The sequence below is a fragment of the Burkholderia diffusa genome, from assembly GCF_902499115.1.
GTDB lineage: Bacteria > Pseudomonadota > Gammaproteobacteria > Burkholderiales > Burkholderiaceae > Burkholderia > Burkholderia diffusa.
Genome location: NZ_CABVPN010000032.1, coordinates 78,831 through 94,030 on the forward strand (window position 1 = coordinate 78,831; position 15,200 = coordinate 94,030).

11 protein-coding genes, 1 tRNA gene and 1 pseudogene are annotated in these 15,200 nt (G+C 66.2%); 4 read left to right on the forward strand and 9 right to left on the reverse strand.

Going from position 1 to position 15,200, the window contains the following annotated elements:
- Nucleotides 1-6: 6 nt before the first annotated feature.
- The 3 genes from BTE28158_RS27640 to BTE28158_RS27650 all read right to left on the reverse strand — a co-directional run bounded on the left by BTE28158_RS27640 (nt 7) and on the right by BTE28158_RS27650 (nt 4,347).
- A complete protein-coding gene (locus tag BTE28158_RS27640) occupies nt 7-1,761 on the reverse strand; it encodes an AMP-binding protein (RefSeq protein WP_151050883.1) in 1,755 nt (584 codons plus the stop codon).
- A gap of 330 nt (nt 1,762-2,091) precedes the next feature.
- The gene (locus tag BTE28158_RS27645; RefSeq protein ID WP_151050881.1) at nt 2,092-2,910 is read right to left on the reverse strand and encodes a TetR/AcrR family transcriptional regulator; all 819 of its coding nucleotides are present in this window, start codon (nt 2,908-2,910) and stop codon (nt 2,092-2,094) included.
- Nucleotides 2,911-3,126: 216 nt separating this feature from the next.
- Nucleotides 3,127-4,347 carry an MFS transporter gene (locus BTE28158_RS27650; protein ID WP_151050879.1) on the reverse strand — a complete coding sequence of 407 codons (1,221 nt, stop codon included), beginning with the start codon at nt 4,345-4,347 and terminating at the stop codon, nt 3,127-3,129.
- Nucleotides 4,348-4,628: 281 nt separating this feature from the next.
- On the opposite strand from BTE28158_RS27650, the gene BTE28158_RS27655 reads away from it, so the two are divergent.
- From BTE28158_RS27655 to BTE28158_RS27665, 3 genes are all read left to right on the forward strand, one after another.
- Nucleotides 4,629-5,171, forward strand: coding sequence for a GNAT family N-acetyltransferase (locus BTE28158_RS27655; protein ID WP_151050877.1), 543 nt, complete (start codon nt 4,629-4,631; stop codon nt 5,169-5,171).
- 115 nt (nt 5,172-5,286) lie between these two features.
- Nucleotides 5,287-5,913 (forward strand): ParB-like protein, encoded by a 627-nt coding sequence (locus BTE28158_RS27660; RefSeq protein ID WP_124625718.1) that lies wholly within the window; start codon nt 5,287-5,289, stop codon nt 5,911-5,913.
- A 24-nt stretch (nt 5,914-5,937) separates the two neighbouring features.
- Nucleotides 5,938-7,674 (forward strand): SulP family inorganic anion transporter, encoded by a 1,737-nt coding sequence (locus tag BTE28158_RS27665; protein WP_151050875.1) that lies wholly within the window; start codon nt 5,938-5,940, stop codon nt 7,672-7,674.
- Between the two features lie 42 nt (nt 7,675-7,716).
- On the opposite strand, the pseudogene BTE28158_RS27670 reads toward BTE28158_RS27665, so the two are convergent.
- From BTE28158_RS27670 to BTE28158_RS27695, 6 genes and pseudogenes are all read right to left on the reverse strand, one after another.
- Nucleotides 7,717-8,421, reverse strand: a pseudogene (locus BTE28158_RS27670) (PfkB family carbohydrate kinase); the annotation flags it as partial.
- 71 nt (nt 8,422-8,492) lie between these two features.
- Entirely contained in the window at nt 8,493-9,437 is a 945-nt protein-coding gene (locus tag BTE28158_RS27675; RefSeq protein WP_124625723.1) for an ABC transporter substrate-binding protein, read from the reverse strand.
- A gap of 100 nt (nt 9,438-9,537) precedes the next feature.
- A complete protein-coding gene (locus tag BTE28158_RS27680) occupies nt 9,538-10,575 on the reverse strand; it encodes an ABC transporter permease subunit (protein ID WP_059532942.1) in 1,038 nt (345 codons plus the stop codon).
- A 40-nt stretch (nt 10,576-10,615) separates the two neighbouring features.
- On the reverse strand, nt 10,616-12,169 hold the full coding sequence (locus BTE28158_RS27685) for a sugar ABC transporter ATP-binding protein (RefSeq protein ID WP_151050873.1): 1,554 nt from the start codon (nt 12,167-12,169) through the stop codon (nt 10,616-10,618).
- Nucleotides 12,156-13,403 (reverse strand): ROK family protein, encoded by a 1,248-nt coding sequence (locus tag BTE28158_RS27690; protein WP_124904632.1) that lies wholly within the window; start codon nt 13,401-13,403, stop codon nt 12,156-12,158. Before BTE28158_RS27690 ends, BTE28158_RS27685 begins: the two co-directional genes overlap by 14 nt.
- A 338-nt stretch (nt 13,404-13,741) precedes the next feature.
- A tRNA-Leu gene (locus tag BTE28158_RS27695) sits at nt 13,742-13,828 on the reverse strand.
- Nucleotides 13,829-14,260: 432 nt separating this feature from the next.
- Here BTE28158_RS27695 and BTE28158_RS27700 point away from each other — a divergent pair.
- The gene (locus BTE28158_RS27700; protein ID WP_059532936.1) at nt 14,261-14,824 is read left to right on the forward strand and encodes a flavodoxin family protein; all 564 of its coding nucleotides are present in this window, start codon (nt 14,261-14,263) and stop codon (nt 14,822-14,824) included.
- The last annotated feature ends 376 nt before the right edge of the window (nt 14,825-15,200 follow it).

Below are 15,200 nucleotides of genomic sequence, written 5' to 3' on the forward strand. Positions count from 1 at the left end.
GATCGTTCAGCCTCGCTTCGCGGCGTTGAGCTTGGCGAGTTCCTCGTCGCGCAGCGCTCGGCGCAGGATCTTGCCGACATTCGTCTGCGGCAGCGCGTCGCGGAACTCGACGAACTTCGGCATCTTGTAGCCGGTCAGGTTCTTGCGGCAGTGCGCGAGCACGTCGTCGACCGTCAGCGTCGGGTCGCGGCGCACGACGAAGACCTTGATCCGTTCGCCCTGGACTTCGTCCGGGATGCCGATCGCGGCGGCTTCGCTGATGCCCGGATGCATGACCAGCACTTCCTCGATCTCGTTCGGATACACGTTGAAGCCCGAGACGAGGATCATGTCCTTCTTGCGGTCGATGAGGCGGATGAAGCCGTGTTCGTCCATCACGCCAATGTCGCCGGTGCCGAGCCAGCCGTCGGCGTCGATCACCTTCGCGGTCTCGTCGGGCCGCTGCCAGTAGCCGCGCATCACCTGCGGGCCGTGCACGCACAGCTCGCCGGGCTCGCCGATGCCGGCCCAGGTGCCGTCCTCGCGCCGGAAGCGCACGAGCGTCGACGGCGCGGGCAGGCCGATCGAGCCGCTGAATGCGGCCATGTCGTTCAGGTTCACTGGATTCATCGTGACGATCGGCGAGCATTCGGTGAGCCCGTAGCCTTCGACGACCGGCCGCCCCGTGACCTCGTGAAAGCGCTCCGCGACCGCGCGCTGCATCGCCATGCCGCCCGCCATCGCGAGCTTGAGCTTCGAGAAGTCGCGCTTGCGGAATTCCTCGTTGTCGAGGAACGCGTTGTACAGCGTGTTGATCCCGGTGATTCCGGTGAACGTTTCGTTGCGGATGATCTTCATCACCATCTTCATGTCGCGCGGGTTCGCGATCAGGATGTTGCGACCGCCGAGCCCCATGAAGATGAACGCGTTTACCGTCAGCGAATAGATGTGATAGAGCGGCAGCGGCGTCAGCACGGTCTCGACGTCGCCCGAGACCTGGTCGGCGATCCACGCCTTGGCCTGCAGCAGGTTCGCGATCAGGTTGCCGTGCGTGAGCATCGCGCCTTTCGCGACGCCTGTCGTGCCGCCCGTATATTGCAGGAACGCGAGATCGTCGCGCGTCGTCTTCACCGGTTGCGGTTTGCCGCGTGCGCCGAGCGCGAGGGCGGCGCGCAGCCGGATCGCCTGCGGCAGGGTGTAGGGCGGCACGAGCTTTTTCACGTGCTTCAGCACGAAATTGATCAGGCGCCCCTTTGCATTGAAGCCGTCTGCGAGCAGGTCGCCGAGCGCGGTGACGACGATGTTCTTCACCTGGGTTTCCGGCAACGCGTCCTGCAGCGTGCGTGCGAAGTTCTCGAACACGACGATCGTCTGCGCGCCGCTGTCCTTCAACTGGTGCGCGAGTTCGCGCGCGGTATAGAGCGGGTTGACGTTGACGACGATCGCGCCGGTTTTCAGCGTCCCGAACAGCGCGACCGGGTACTGGAACGTATTCGGCAGCATGATCGCGACGCGGTCGCCCGGTTTCACGCCGGTGCTTTGCAGATACGACGCGAACGCCTCGACTTTCTGCGCGAGCGTGCGGTAGGTCATCGATGCGCCTGCGCTCACGTAGGCGACCCGCTCGGCGAAGCGTGTCGTGCATTCGTCGAAGAATTGCACGAGCGATGCGTATTGCGTGACGTCGATCTCGTGCGGCACGCCGGGCGGATACGACGCGTACCAGATGCCATCGGTGTTCGGCGGGAGCTGGGCCGCTGCGGTTGCTGCGGATGATGACATGATGTGTCTCCGTTGTCGGTGAGAGTTGGCGCTTCAGCGCCTACTCTCACCCCATGCTTTGCGGTCGGTGAGAGTTGGCGCTTCGGCGCTTACGCTCACCCCATGCTTTACGTTCGGCGAGAGTCGACGCTTCAGCGCCTACTCTCACCCCATGCTTTGCGGTCGGCGAGAGTTGACGCTTCTGCGCGATGTTCTCGCCATGCCTTCTTGTCGACGAGCGCAAGCCAGCGTCGGCTCCCGCCGCATGACATTCGTTCGGCCCGGGCCAGCGCATCAACGCCGGTCCGGGCCGCCAAAATCGTGAATCGCCGCCTGAGCGGCTCGGCGCGATCAGCTCGCCGAATGCACCGTCGCCGGATCGGCAGCCGACGCGCTCGAGGACAGCCCGAACGCCTCGCTCGCACCCGCATCGTCGAGCACGGCCGCGAAGATCGACAACTGCGCGCAGTCGGGCATCGGCGCCTTCAGTGCGGCGACGATCAGCGACGACAGCCGCGCGATCATCTGCACGTCGTTCATCGTGCGGCCTTGCGAGAATTCGTCGATCAGGCTTTCGGTTTCGGCGCCTGCCAGCGCGCCGGACAGCGCACCGATCGCGAAATGCAGCCGCCAGCCGAGCTCCGTGCGCGGCAGATGCGGCAGCGCGCGCTGGAACGCGTCGAAGAAGCGGCCGGCGACGCTCGCGTAGTGCGCGGTCAGGAAGTTGCGCACGAACGGCGACGGGTCGGTGTACGCGCGGCCGATCAGCCGCAGGAATGCGGGGCCGCCGCGGTCGGGGTCGCGCGACGCCTTCAGCGCGGGAATGAACATCGCGCCGAGCACGTGTTCGCAGGTGATATGCGCACCGAGCTGCGCATCGAAGCGGTCGAGGATGCCGAGGCGCTCCTGGTTGAGCTGGTCGAGCCGACGCGACAGCATCGCGTGGATCAGCGCTTCCTTGCTGCCGAAGTGGTAGTTGACCGCGGCGAGGTTCACCGCCGCGCGCGACGTGATCTGCCGCATCGACATCGCTTCGAAGCCGTGCTCGATGAACAGGTCCTCGGCCGCATCGAGAATGCGCGCCTTCGTCCCGCCGGTCTGCCGATTGCCGGATGACCGCGTCCCGGACGGCCGTCCCGCCGACGGTCGCCCCTCCTGACTGACTGCCATGTCCCGCCTCCCAATGCCGGTCGCCCGGCCGCGAACAGGTGATTTGATTATCTGATTCAAACAGCCGTTTTTATTAAGATAAAAAAACGCGGGCGGCACGGGCAAGCGAGGAATCTGGACAAATTCCTCTAGTTCGATGTGCAGATGCGGAAAGTATGTCGCGTGGCCCCGGCGGGACGGGGCACGCGTGATGGTGCGATGCGGCAATATGCAGGCTCACCCGACGGTGGTACGCGTATTGACCGATTGCGTCATGTCGATACCGCGTCGTTCGCGGCTGAACAGGATCAGCACGGCGATCACGACGGCTACGATGCCGGCCACGAGCGCCAGGGCGAAACCGTAGTTGTTGCCCTGGGAAACCGCGAGCGACGCCTGCATCGTCGCGTTGCCGGACGCGAGCAGGTTGCCGAGCTGGTAGACGACACCGGGGAAGGTCGCGCGAATCTCGTCGGGCGAGATCTCGTTCAGGTGAACCGGTATCACGCCCCACGCGCCCTGTACCGAGATCTGCATCAGGAACGCGCCGGCGGCGAGCGCGACCGGGCCGCTCGAGAACGCCCACAGCGGCAGAATCGGCAGCGCGATCAGCACGGCGATGAAGATCGCGCGACGGCGGCCGATCTTCTCCGAGATCGCGCCGAACGACAGGCCGCCGACGATCGCGCCGATGTTCAGCACGATCGTGATCCACGACACGGTATGCGGATCGAAGTGATGCTGTTCGCGCAGGAAGGTGGGGTAGAGGTCCTGCGTGCCGTGCGAGAAGAAGTTGAACGCGGTCATCAGCACGATCGCGTAGATCGTGAGTTTCCAGTTCTGCTGGATCGTGGTTACGAGACTCGGCCGCGCACGTTTTTCCATCTGCTTCCAGGCCGGCGATTCGGGCACGTGCGTGCGCACATACAGCACGAGCAGCGCGGGCAGCACGCCGACCATGAACATGCCGCGCCAGCCGATGTACTGGTAGAAGAGGCCGAACACGACAGACGCGAGCAGGTAGCCGCTCGGATAGCCAGCCTGCAGCAAGCCCGACACGAAGCCGCGCGCGTGGGTCGGCACGGTTTCCATCGTCAGCGCGGAGCCGACGCCCCATTCACCGCCCATCGCGATGCCGAACAGCGCGCGCAGCGCCAGCAGCGCGGCGAGGCTCGGCGCGAAGCCCGACGCGAGTTCGAGCAGCGAATAGCACGCGATGTTGACCATCAGCGTCGGACGGCGGCCGAAGCGGTCGGCGAGCCGGCCGAAGATCAGCGCGCCGATCGGGCGCATCGCGAGCGTGAGCGTCAGCGCAAATGCGACGGCGGGGATCGTCGACGCGAATTCGGTGGCGATGTCCTTCAGCACGAAGACCATCAGGAAAAAATCGAACGCGTCGAGTGTCCAGCCCAGGTAGGCGGCGATCGTGACGTTGCGTTGTTCGCGGGTCCAGCTCATGTCCGTGGTCTCCTCGTTGGCTTGCGCGCTCGCGATCCGCAGGCGGATGCCGGCCCGGCTTGCGCGCGGTGCGGGGGCATCTATCGAGTGTAGGCCGCGGCACCGTACGATGTGGGGTGCGATAACCGCGAATCGGGAATAATCCCTATGAAATGGGCTGTTGAGAAAACCGAAATGAACGTGCACGAGACAGGCGACAGGCGCCTGTATCATGCCGGAAGGCTTTTTGTATCACTTATGTAATGTGCGCGATGCGCATCGCCACCGAATCAGGAGTCCCGATGACCCACCCCTCCGTTGCCGCATTGCCCGTCCTGGAGACCGGGCGGCTGTGGCTGCGCCCGCGCGTGCTGGCAGATCTCGACGCGAGCATCGAGATGGATCGCGATCCGGAGGTCACGCGCTACATCTCGGGCCCGTGGCACGACCCGGACGAACATCGCCGCTTCGTCACGCACCGGATCACACGCGCGTATCCGCCCGGCCTCGGCTACTGGTCGATCTTCGAGAAAGCCGCGCCCGACGCCTTCATCGGATGGATCCTGTTGATTCCCGACTATGCGGGCGGCGCGCGCGACGTCGAGATCGGCTGGCGGCTCGTGCGCGCGGCGTGGGGGCGCGGCATCGCATGCGAGGCCGCCACGGCCGTCGCGCGTCATGCGTTCGACACCGTGCGGCTGCCGCGCGTGATCGCCGACATTGCCGAGGCGAACATGGGTTCGCTGAACGTCGCACGCAAGCTCGGGATGCGGCGCGTGAGCGTCGTTCATGACGGAATTCCCTACGTTCGTCATCGTCTCGAGCGCGACGACCTGCGTGCATAGTGTTGCGTTCCGTTGTCAGAGATAGTCAAGCGCATGCGTATCGAGGCCGCGACGTATTAACGGCTCGCAAGATCCGGAGTATCGTTGCCGGAAATTCGTAACATGGGGTACGACCATGGCACTGGGCAACGACGTTCATCTCATTCCCGTCCGGCTCGACGCACTGCGTCCGACGCAAATGACGGTCGGCTATCGCGAAGTGAAAGCGAAGCGCAAGCACTGGAAGACGCTCGACAAGCGCGCACGCAAGGCCGCGATCGAGTCGCACTGGTTTCCGGCCGTCCTCGGCCCGGACGGGCTGCACTACATCACCGACCATCACCACCTCGGCCTCGCGCTGATCGAGGAAGGGGAGACGCGTGTGAACGCGATGCTGCTGAAGGATCTGTCGTGGCTCGACAACACGATCTTCTGGCGGATGATGGAACACAACCAGTGGGTGCATCCGTTTGGTGCCGATGGTTCGCGTCGCGAATACGCACATCTGCCGAAGGCACTGACGGGGCTTGAGGACGATCCGTACCGGAGCCTTGCGGGCGAGCTGCGCACGGCCGGCGGCTATGCGAAGGATGCGACGCCGTTCAGCGAATTCCTGTGGGCCGACTACCTGCGCCAGCACGTGACGCTCGACCAGATCCGCAAGAATTTCTCGAAGGCGCTCGACCTCTCGCTGCGCCGTGCGCATGAGCAAGACGCCCGCTATCTGCCCGGCTGGTCGGGTGTGATCGCCGTCAAACCCTGATACGCGCCCGGCGCCTGCCACTACATGACGACCGTCCCCCCCCATCCGGATGCCGGCCCGCAGCATCCCGGGCATTTCGCTGCACTCGATGCGGCAACGCCGTCGGCCACGCAGCGCATCGGTCTCGATGCGCTGGCCGGCCTGTCGATCGCCGGGATGCTGATTCCCGAGGCGGTCGCGTACGCGGGTCTCGCCAACCTGCCGCCGCAAGCCGGCCTCATCGCACTGCTGTCGGGTCTCGTCGTCTATGCGCTGACCGGCAGCAGTCGCTTTGCGATCGTGTCGTCGACGTCGTCGTCGGCGGCCGTGCTCGCCGCGACCGTGCTGGCCGAGTCCGGGATGGCGCTTGCCGCGCAGCTCGCGCTGGCGGCCGCGCTCGTCACGATGACGGGCGTGCTGTTCATCCTGGCGGGCGCCGCGCGACTGGGCGGCATGTCGGATTTCGTCGCGCGTCCGGTCCTGCGCGGTTTCACGTTCGGCCTGGCGCTGACGATCGTCATCAAGCAACTGCCGAAGATTCTCGCGATCTCCGTGCAGCACGGTGACGCGCCGCATGCCGCGCTCGAGCTCGTCACCGGCGCATCGCACGCGAACCTCGCGAGCGTCGCGCTCGGCACGACCGCGCTCGCGTTGCTGTTCGTGCTCGGCCGGCGCTCGCGCGTGCCCGCGACACTGGTCGTGATCGTGCTGTCGATCGCGGCCGGGTATATGGTCGACTGGCAGCAATACGGGATCGCGATCGTCGGACACATCGATTTCCGCCACATCGAATTCGGGCTGCCGCATCTCGACCGCAATGCATGGATGCAGACGGTCGAACTTGCTTTCGCGCTGATGCTGATCCTGTATGCGGAGTCGTACGGATCGATTCGCAACTTCGCGCTGAAGCACGGTGACAGCGTGTCGGCGAACCGCGACCTCGTCGCGCTCGGCTGCGCAAACCTCGTGTCGGGGCTGCTGCACGGGATGCCGGTCGGCGCCGGCTATTCGGCGACGGCCGCGAACGAGGCGGCCGGTGCGCGGTCGCGTTTCGCGGGATTGTGGGCGGCCGGCGTGGTCGCGCTGATCGTGTGGCTGCTGCTGCCGCAGCTTGCGCGCACGCCGGAGCCCGTGCTCGCGGCGATCGTGATCTTCGCGGTCAGCCACTCGCTGCATCCGTCGGTGTTCCGGCCGTACTGGGTCTGGCATCGCGACCGGCTCGTCGTGATCGCCGCGCTGCTCGCGGTGCTCGTGCTCGGCGTGCTGCACGGACTGCTCGCGGCCATCGGCGTGAACCTGCTGCTGACGCTGCGCAAGTTGTCGGAGCCGAACGTGAGCGTGCTCGGCCGGCTGCGCGACGGGCACGACTTCGTCGACGTCGCGAATCACGCCGATGCGAAGCCGGTACCCGGAGTGCTGATCGTGCGGCCCGAGGCGCAGCTATTCTTCGCGAACGCGGACCGGATGCTCAATCGCGTGCGTGTGCTGATGAAGGCCGCGCCCGATGCGCGTACCGTGCTGCTGAGTCTCGAGGAAACGCCGGACGTGGACGGGACGACGATCGAGTCGTTGCGCACGTTCGCGGCCGAATGCGCGGCCCGCGGGCTGCAGTTCGCGATCGTGCGGCTCAAGGAGCACGCGCTGCATGCGCTGCGCCGCGCGGCCGACGAGACGCTGCGCGACGACGCGATGTCCGAACTGAGTGTCGACGAGAGCCTGCAATTGCTGCAGGCGCGCGGCAATGGCGGCAATGGTGGGACGGGCGCGCAGGGCGATGCGTGACGATGCGAGGCGAACGCGCCGTCCAGCGCGTTCAGGTGCTGCCTAGTGCGATAGCGCGGCGTCGGCCGATTCGGCGGTCGCCGGATTCGCGATGACCTCTGCTACCTCGGCAGCCGTGGGCGCGTACGCGCCCGCATGCGCACAGGCGACTGCCGCGCAGGCTGCCGCGTAGCGTAGATGATCGGCGGCCGATGCGCCGGGGTGCACGAGCTGGCTGGCGAGCCAGCCACCGATGCTGGCGTCGCCGCAGCCAACGGTATCGGCGACCTCGGTCGCGAACGCCGGCTGGAACAGTGCAGTATCGCGATGCAGGAGCTGCATGCCGGCCGCGCCGCGCGTGACGAGCAGGCTCGCATCGGGCGCCCACGCGCGCAATTGCGCGAGCGCGGCGGCTTCGTCGAGTTCGGGGAACAGGCCGCGCAGATCTTCGTCGGAGACCTTGATCCAGTCGGCGAGACTTGCCAGCCAGCGCAGTGTGTCGCGATACGACGGCGCGGCCATCGGTGCGCGATAGTTCGGATCGAACGAGATTCGCCTGCCGGCGGCGCGTGCCGCCTGCACGACTTCGATCAGGCGCGACGCAAGCGGCTCGCGCACGACGCCGAGCGAGCCGACGTGCACGATCTCGGCCGCGTCGAGCGCGCCGTCGGGCAAGTCGGCCGGATCGAACGCGAGATCGGCTCTGTTGTCGCCGATGAAGAAATAGTCGGGCGGCTGTTTCGACACGACCAGGTTGAGGCGAGGGGACGGGCAGGGCCGGGCGCCGCGCGCGGCGAGGCGGCCCGGCACCGCCGGGGATCGCGGTTGGTGTCGCGCGATCAGCGCGGGCTGCTCCAGCCCTTGTAGCCCTTCACGTTGTCGCGCGTGACGAGCATCGGCTCGATCAGGATCATCGGGTTGGCCGGCTTCTGGCCGTTCATGATCCCGTAGCCGACGTTGACGGCCTGCTGCGCCATCGCCCATGGGTCCTGGCTCGACGACGCCTGCACGAGCGTGTTGGACTTCAGCGCCACCTCGATGTCCGGCGCGCCGTCGACCGACGTGATCACGATGTTCGGGCGATTCAGCTGCTTCGCCGCGAGATCGCTGCCGATCGCCTGCGGGTCGTTGATCGTGAACACGCCGTCGAGCTTCGGAAAGCGCGTCAGGTAGCCCTGCATCGCGTTCATCCCGCCTTCGCGCGAGCCTTTGCCGTCCTGGTCGCTCGACAGCAGCTTGATGCCCGGGTTTTTCGCGAGCACGGCCTTGCAGCCGTTCACGCGATCGATCACGGCCGATACCTGCGGGCCGTTCTCGATGATCACGTTCCCCTTGCCGCCGAGTTTCTTCGCAAGGTAGTCGCACGCCAGCTCTCCGGCTTTCACGTTGTTGGTCTGCACGGTCGCGTTCGCGCCGGCAGCCGCGACGTCGACCGCGACGACCGTGATGCCGGCCGCCTGCGCCTTCTTCACCGCCGGCTCGATCGCCTTCGGATCAGTCGCGTTGAGCAGGATGATGTCGACGTGCGCGGAGATGAAGTTGTCGATCTGCGTGAATTGCTTGTTCAGGTCGTAGTCGGCAGAAACCGCGGTGACCTTCGCGTTCGGGTTGAGCTGTTTGGCGCGTGCTTCGGCACCTTTCACGATCGTGACGAAATAAGGGTTGCCGAGCGACCCGACCGTGACGCCGATCGATTTCAGCGGCTTGTCGGCTGCGTGGGCGGTGGCGGCGCCGAAGGCGAGCGCGCAGGCGACGGCGGTCAGGGCGGCTTTGTGCTTGAACATGTCGTTGTGTCTCCGGAAGGTCCGTTGGCGGACGGGCGCAGGAGGACCTGCCTGCGCCCTGATGGTTGAATGGTGAGAAATGCGCGGTGAGGAATGCGTGTCAGGTGCGGGCCGAATCGCGCTGGCGATAGCGGTCGAGCGCGACGGCGCCGATGATCACGAGCCCCTTGATGATGTATTGCCAGATGTCGGACACGCCGAGCAGCACGAGACCGTTGGTCAGCACCGCGATGATCAGCGCACCGATCAGCGTGCCGACGATCGAGCCGACGCCGCCGACGAAGCTCGTGCCGCCGAGGATCACCGCGGCAATCGCATCGAGTTCGTACGACTGGCCGAGCTGCAGGCCGTTGGCGGCATAAAGCCGCGCGGCCGACATCACCGCGCCGAGGCCCGCGAGCAGACCCGACGCGGCATACACGAACAGCTGGATCGCCCGCACGTTGATGCCCGACAGGCGTGCGGCTTCCGGGTTGCCGCCGACCGAATAGATCCGCATCCCGAGCACCGTGCGGCGCAGGATGAACCAGGACAGCGCGATCACCGCGCACGCGATCACGACGAGCCACGGCACGCCGAGGATCGTGCCGTTGCCGATGAACGCGAACGGCAGTTGCGGGTTGAAGACGGTCGTATCGTTGCCGATCAGGCGGGCGACGCCGCGCACGGCCGTCATCGCGCCGAGCGTGACGATGAACGGCGGCAGACGCAGGAACGAGATCAGGCCGCCGTTTATCGCGCCGAACACGAGGCCGACGGCGAGCGCGATCGGCACGCCGAGCCAGCCCCAGCCGGGAATGGTCGACGCGAGCAGCGCGGCGACGGCCGATGCGGCGAGCACCGAGCCGACCGACAGGTCGATACCGCCCGTCAGGATCACGAAGGTCATGCCGGCGGCGAGCACGATGTTGATCGAGGCCTGCTGCGTGACGATCGACAGGTTCTGCAGCGTGAAGAAGCCGTCGGTCAGGAATCCGAAGCCGATGCACAGAACCAGCAGCACCGGCAGCATGCCGGCGGTGCGCATCAGCGATTGCATGCGCGCGCGATGATCGGCGCCGCGCATCAGGGGCGTACGGTTGGCCACCGGATGGGCCGTCGCGGAAGCGAGGTTCCGCTGCTTGGTCGGGTTGATCATGTCGGTACCTGGACGTAAGAGGGAGATGAAGGGGCCGTGGTCAGTGCGCGTCGGCGAGTTCGGCCTGCGAGCCGGTGGCGAGCGCGATGATCGCTTCCTGCGTAATGGGTGTGTGCATGTGGCCGCCGAGTTGGCCGGCGATCTCGCCTTCGCGCATCACGAGCACGCGATCGGCGACGCCGATGATTTCCGGCAGCTCGCTCGAGATCACGATCACGCCGACGCCCGCACGGGCCAGTTCGTTGATGATCCGGTAGATCTCGGATTTCGCGCCGATGTCGACGCCGCGGGTCGGTTCGTCGAGAATCAGCACGCGCGGCTTCGTCTCGAGCAGGCGCGACAGCAGCACTTTCTGCTGGTTGCCGCCCGACAGCGCGCCGACGTTTACGTTCGCGTTCGGCACGCGGATCGACAGCGAGGCGATCGCGTCGCGCGCGCGTTCGGCGCCGCGTGCGAGATCGAGCGCGCCGAGCCGCGCGTCGCGGTTGCACACGGAGATGTTGATGTTGTCGCGCACGCTCATGTCCAGGAACAGGCCCTGGCGCTTGCGGTCTTCCGTCAGGTAGACGAGGCCCGCGTCGATCGCGTCGCGTGGCGAATGTGCGCCGAACGTACGATCGCCCAGCTTCACGTCGCCGCGCGTGCGGGGTTCCGCGCCGAAGATCAGCCGCGCGAGCTCGGTGCGGCCCGCGCCGACGAGCCCGGCGATGCCGAGCACCTCGCCCGCATGCAGGTCGAGGCTGCAGCCGCGCACGCGGTCGCCGTCGGCAATGTCGCGTACCGACAGCAGCAGATGGCCGGGGTCGTACGGCGCATGTTCCTTCTTGTAGAAGCCGGAGATGTCGCGCCCCACCATCATCGCGACGAGCCGTTCGGCCGACAGCGATTCGCGCTCGAGCGTGCCGACGTACGATCCGTCGCGCAGCACCGACACGCGGTCGGACAGCTCGTAGATCTCGGCCATCCGGTGGCTGATGTAGATGATTGCGAGACCTTCCTCGCGCAGTTGGCGGATCAGGCCGAACAGGTGCTCGGTCTCGCGCGATGACAGCGGTGTCGTCGGTTCGTCCATCACGAGGATGCGGGCGCGGGTGTGCACGGCGCGCGCGATCTCGACGAGTTGCTGCTCGGCGATCGACAGCGTGCCGACGAGCGTGTCGGGCCCGAACGGGGCGCCGAGACGCGTGAGCACGTCCTGGCAGCCGCGCGCCATCGCCGCGCGGTCGATGGTGCCCCAGCGCCGGTTGCCGCGCCGCAGTTCGCGGCCGACGTAGATGTTTTCCGCCACGGTCAGGTTCGGCGCGAGGCACAGCTCCTGGTAGATCACCGCGACGCCCGCATCGCGCGCGGCGAGCGGGCCGTCGACGTCGATGCGCTCGCCGTCGATCAGGATTTCGCCGCCGGCGTCGGCGCGGTACGCACCCGACAGGATCTTCATCAGCGTCGATTTGCCCGCGCCGTTCTCGCCCATCAGGGCGTGGATCTCGCCCGGATAGACGGTCAGGCTGACGTTGTCGAGCGCGCGCACGGCCGGGAACGTCTTGCTGATCCGGCGCATCTCGAGCAGCGGCCGGGGCGACTCAGAATGCGACATGGTTGACCTCCTGCGATTCGGTGCGGGCGCCCTTGAGGATGCCGGCCCGCGGGGAGAAGTTGAAGAACATCGGCAGCGTCGCGGCGCCGATCGCACCGGCGTCGGCGCCGAACGTGCCGCGCACGAGCGTCGGCGTGCCGCGCGCTTCCGGCGCGGTGGCGACGAGCGCCGCGCGCAGGCGGGTCATCAGCGCATCGAGCAGGCCGGCGTCGGTATCGGCATCGAGCACGACCACCGGCGCATCGACGACGCACAGCACCGCGCGCAATGCCGGGGCGAGTGCATCGACGCAGTCGTCGATCCATTCGTCCACCGCCGGCAGGCCGCGCGCGATGCAGGCCTCGAGGTCGGCGCGGTTCTCGACCGTCTCGCCGTGATGGCGCAGGTGGCGTACGAGCGCGTGCAGCGATGCGCGGGCGAGGAGGATGTCCCACGGGCCGCGAGGCGGCGGCGCGGAGGCCAGCCGGCTCGGCGGCACAGGAATCACGGCGATGTCGCCGGCATTGCCGGTCACGCCGCGCAGGCAGTCGCCGTCGATCGCGATGCCGCCGCCGATCGCGGGACCGATGAACAGGTACACGAAGTCGTCGCACTGCCGGCCGTACCCGTAGAACAGTTCGGCGATCGCGGCCGCGTTGCCGTCGTTTTCGCCGAACACGGGCAGCGACAGCGTGCGCCCGAGGTCGCTCGCGAAGTCGACGTCTTCCCATGCGCGGAACGTGTCGGGCGCGAGGCCGAGCTCGCGCATCCATGCGCCGAGGTTATACGGCTGCGCGACGCCGACGCCCGTCAGGCGCGCGCGCTCATGCGAGGGGAGCAGATCCTGCATCGCATCGATGTCGTGCCGCACGATTTCGAGCACGTCGGCCGGCGGGGGGAGCAACGTGTCATGGGAGCGGCGGCCGAGCACGTCGCCCGCGAAATTGACGAGCGCCGTCTCGATGCGCATCCGGTCGAGATGGACGCCGATGCCGAACGCGCCACGCGGATCGAGGCGGATCAGCGAGGCCGGCTGGCCGCGCTGGCCTTCGGTGCGGCCGGCGAATGCGATCAGCTTTGCATCGGCGAGCGACGCGATGATGCTGCCGACCGCCGTGCCCGTCATGTTCGCGAGACGGGCGAGGTCGGCCTTCGACGCGCTACCCGCACGGCGCAGCGTCTTCAACAGCAGGCGCTCGTTGTAACGGCGCACGTTGGCCGAGTTGCTTCCCTGGCCGATGTGCGGGCTTCTCATGGCGTCTCCTTCCATGGGCGCGTCGGTTGCGACGCATTAAATAAATCACGTTGATTTATTTAACCGCGTGAGCGGCGGCGTGTCAGCCTAGGGAAATCCCGGTTTCGTTCTGGGGCGACGATGGAGGCGGCGGGGGGAGGCAAGAGCGGAGCGAATCACCGAAGTGAGGCGATCCGCGTGCAGGAGGGCCGGCGTGGAACCCGCCCGGCACTCGGTTCGGATTGGCGGCCTGGTGCGAGTCGCGCTGCGGCTGCGGTGTATCCGCAAGGGCACCCGCAGTGATTCCGGAGCCGGAAATGAAAAAAGGCCGGCATAAAGCCGACCTTTTCAAAAACAGATGGTGCCCAGGAGAGGACTCGAACCTCCACGATGTTGCCACCGCTAGGACCTGAACCTAGTGCGTCTACCAATTCCGCCACCTGGGCACGTTTCGCTTTGCTGCATCGCGAAAGACCGCAATTATAGCGTGCCCGAAGGGCGTGTCAACAGATTTGTGTACGATCGTTTGGATGGGTATAAAAAAGGGCGCGCCTGGTTTGTCGTGTCTGAATGACGTGGCCGGTCGATGCGGGTGTGAGGGAATCATTGCCGGAAAGGATCGAGCGAATTTCCCGAGTGCACACTTACGTGTGTCGCCAGGGAAATTGTTGTCGATGGCATCCTGTCGTGCGCGCTGTCCTGCGGTTATGGGATGCGATCGCAGCGATTGTCCGCTCGCCTGGCGGGCCGTGTGCACGTAGATGTCGGCATGCAATGGCGCGTGCGACGCATGTGGGCGAAGTCGGTTGTATTTTGATCTTTTCTGTTACTATCGCGGTAACGTTTATTGCGGAACGATCCGCGCCGAGGAGTTCGTCATGTCAGAAATCGCAGTGGTTTTTCATAGCGGCTACGGCCACGCAGCCGTAATTGCCGACGCAGTTGCGCGCGGCGTCGAGAAAGTCGACGGCGCGTCGGTCAAGTTGATCCCCGTCGACGCGATCGACGAACACTGGGAGTACCTGGAGCGCGATGCGAAGGCGATCATCTTTGGCTCGCCGACCTACATGGGCAGTGCGTCCGCTCAGTTCAAGGGCTTCATGGACGCATCGTCGAAACATTGGGGCAAGTGGCGTGACAAGCTGGCGGCCGGTTTCACGGTGTCGGCTTCGCAAAGCGGCGACAAACTGTCGACGTTGCAACAACTGGCGGTCTTCGCCGCCCAGCATCAGATGCTGTGGGTCAGCCTCGGTCTGATGCCCGGCAACAACAGCAGTGCGGGTTCAGTCAACGATCTGAATCGGCTCGGGTCGTTCCTCGGTGCGATGGCGCAGGCAAATGCAGACGAGGGCGGCGATGCGATCCTGGAGAGCGATCGCAAGACGGCGGAAGTGCTGGGCGAGCGTGTCGCGATTGCCGCGAAACGCTGGAACGGCGCCTGAGGTCGGCGGCGGGCCGGTCTCGATTCTCGACGGGCCGTTCGGCTGCTGAATCGGTGAAGAGGCCATGTGATTGTCGCGTGTCCGCTGAGTTCGCCGGGCATCGCGACATTCGCGCCCCCCGATTTTGCTTCGTTGCTTGAGTCGGAAATGACGAAAGGCCGGGATAAGCCGCTGGTTTTTGGAAACCGGATGGCGCACGGGAGGGGGGCTTGGCAACGCGGGCGCGCCCCCGAGTTGCGCTTGCACGTGCAGCTTTTCGAGCCCTCTCACAAAGCGCGCAGCGCTTTGCCTCCTGAGGCTGTGTCAAGTCCTGGAATAGGTTGACAGTATCCAGGCGCTAGAACGCCCGATGCACCGCATCGGGCGTTTTGTATTT

Excerpts from the sequence above, each read along its gene's own strand:
- BTE28158_RS27640 (WP_151050883.1), bottom strand. The coding sequence starts at position 1,761 with ATGTCATCATCCGCAGCAACCGCAGCGGCCCAGCTCCCGCCGAACACC.
- BTE28158_RS27645 (WP_151050881.1), bottom strand. The coding sequence starts at position 2,910 with ATGGCAGTCAGTCAGGAGGGGCGACCGTCGGCGGGACGGCCGTCCGGG.
- BTE28158_RS27650 (WP_151050879.1), bottom strand. The coding sequence starts at position 4,347 with ATGAGCTGGACCCGCGAACAACGCAACGTCACGATCGCCGCCTACCTG.
- BTE28158_RS27655 (WP_151050877.1), top strand. The coding sequence starts at position 4,629 with ATGACCCACCCCTCCGTTGCCGCATTGCCCGTCCTGGAGACCGGGCGG.
- BTE28158_RS27660 (WP_124625718.1), top strand. The coding sequence starts at position 5,287 with ATGGCACTGGGCAACGACGTTCATCTCATTCCCGTCCGGCTCGACGCA.
- BTE28158_RS27665 (WP_151050875.1), top strand. The coding sequence starts at position 5,938 with ATGACGACCGTCCCCCCCCATCCGGATGCCGGCCCGCAGCATCCCGGG.
- BTE28158_RS27675 (WP_124625723.1), bottom strand. The coding sequence starts at position 9,437 with ATGTTCAAGCACAAAGCCGCCCTGACCGCCGTCGCCTGCGCGCTCGCC.
- BTE28158_RS27680 (WP_059532942.1), bottom strand. The coding sequence starts at position 10,575 with ATGATCAACCCGACCAAGCAGCGGAACCTCGCTTCCGCGACGGCCCAT.
- BTE28158_RS27685 (WP_151050873.1), bottom strand. The coding sequence starts at position 12,169 with ATGTCGCATTCTGAGTCGCCCCGGCCGCTGCTCGAGATGCGCCGGATC.
- BTE28158_RS27690 (WP_124904632.1), bottom strand. The coding sequence starts at position 13,403 with ATGAGAAGCCCGCACATCGGCCAGGGAAGCAACTCGGCCAACGTGCGC.
- BTE28158_RS27700 (WP_059532936.1), top strand. The coding sequence starts at position 14,261 with ATGTCAGAAATCGCAGTGGTTTTTCATAGCGGCTACGGCCACGCAGCC.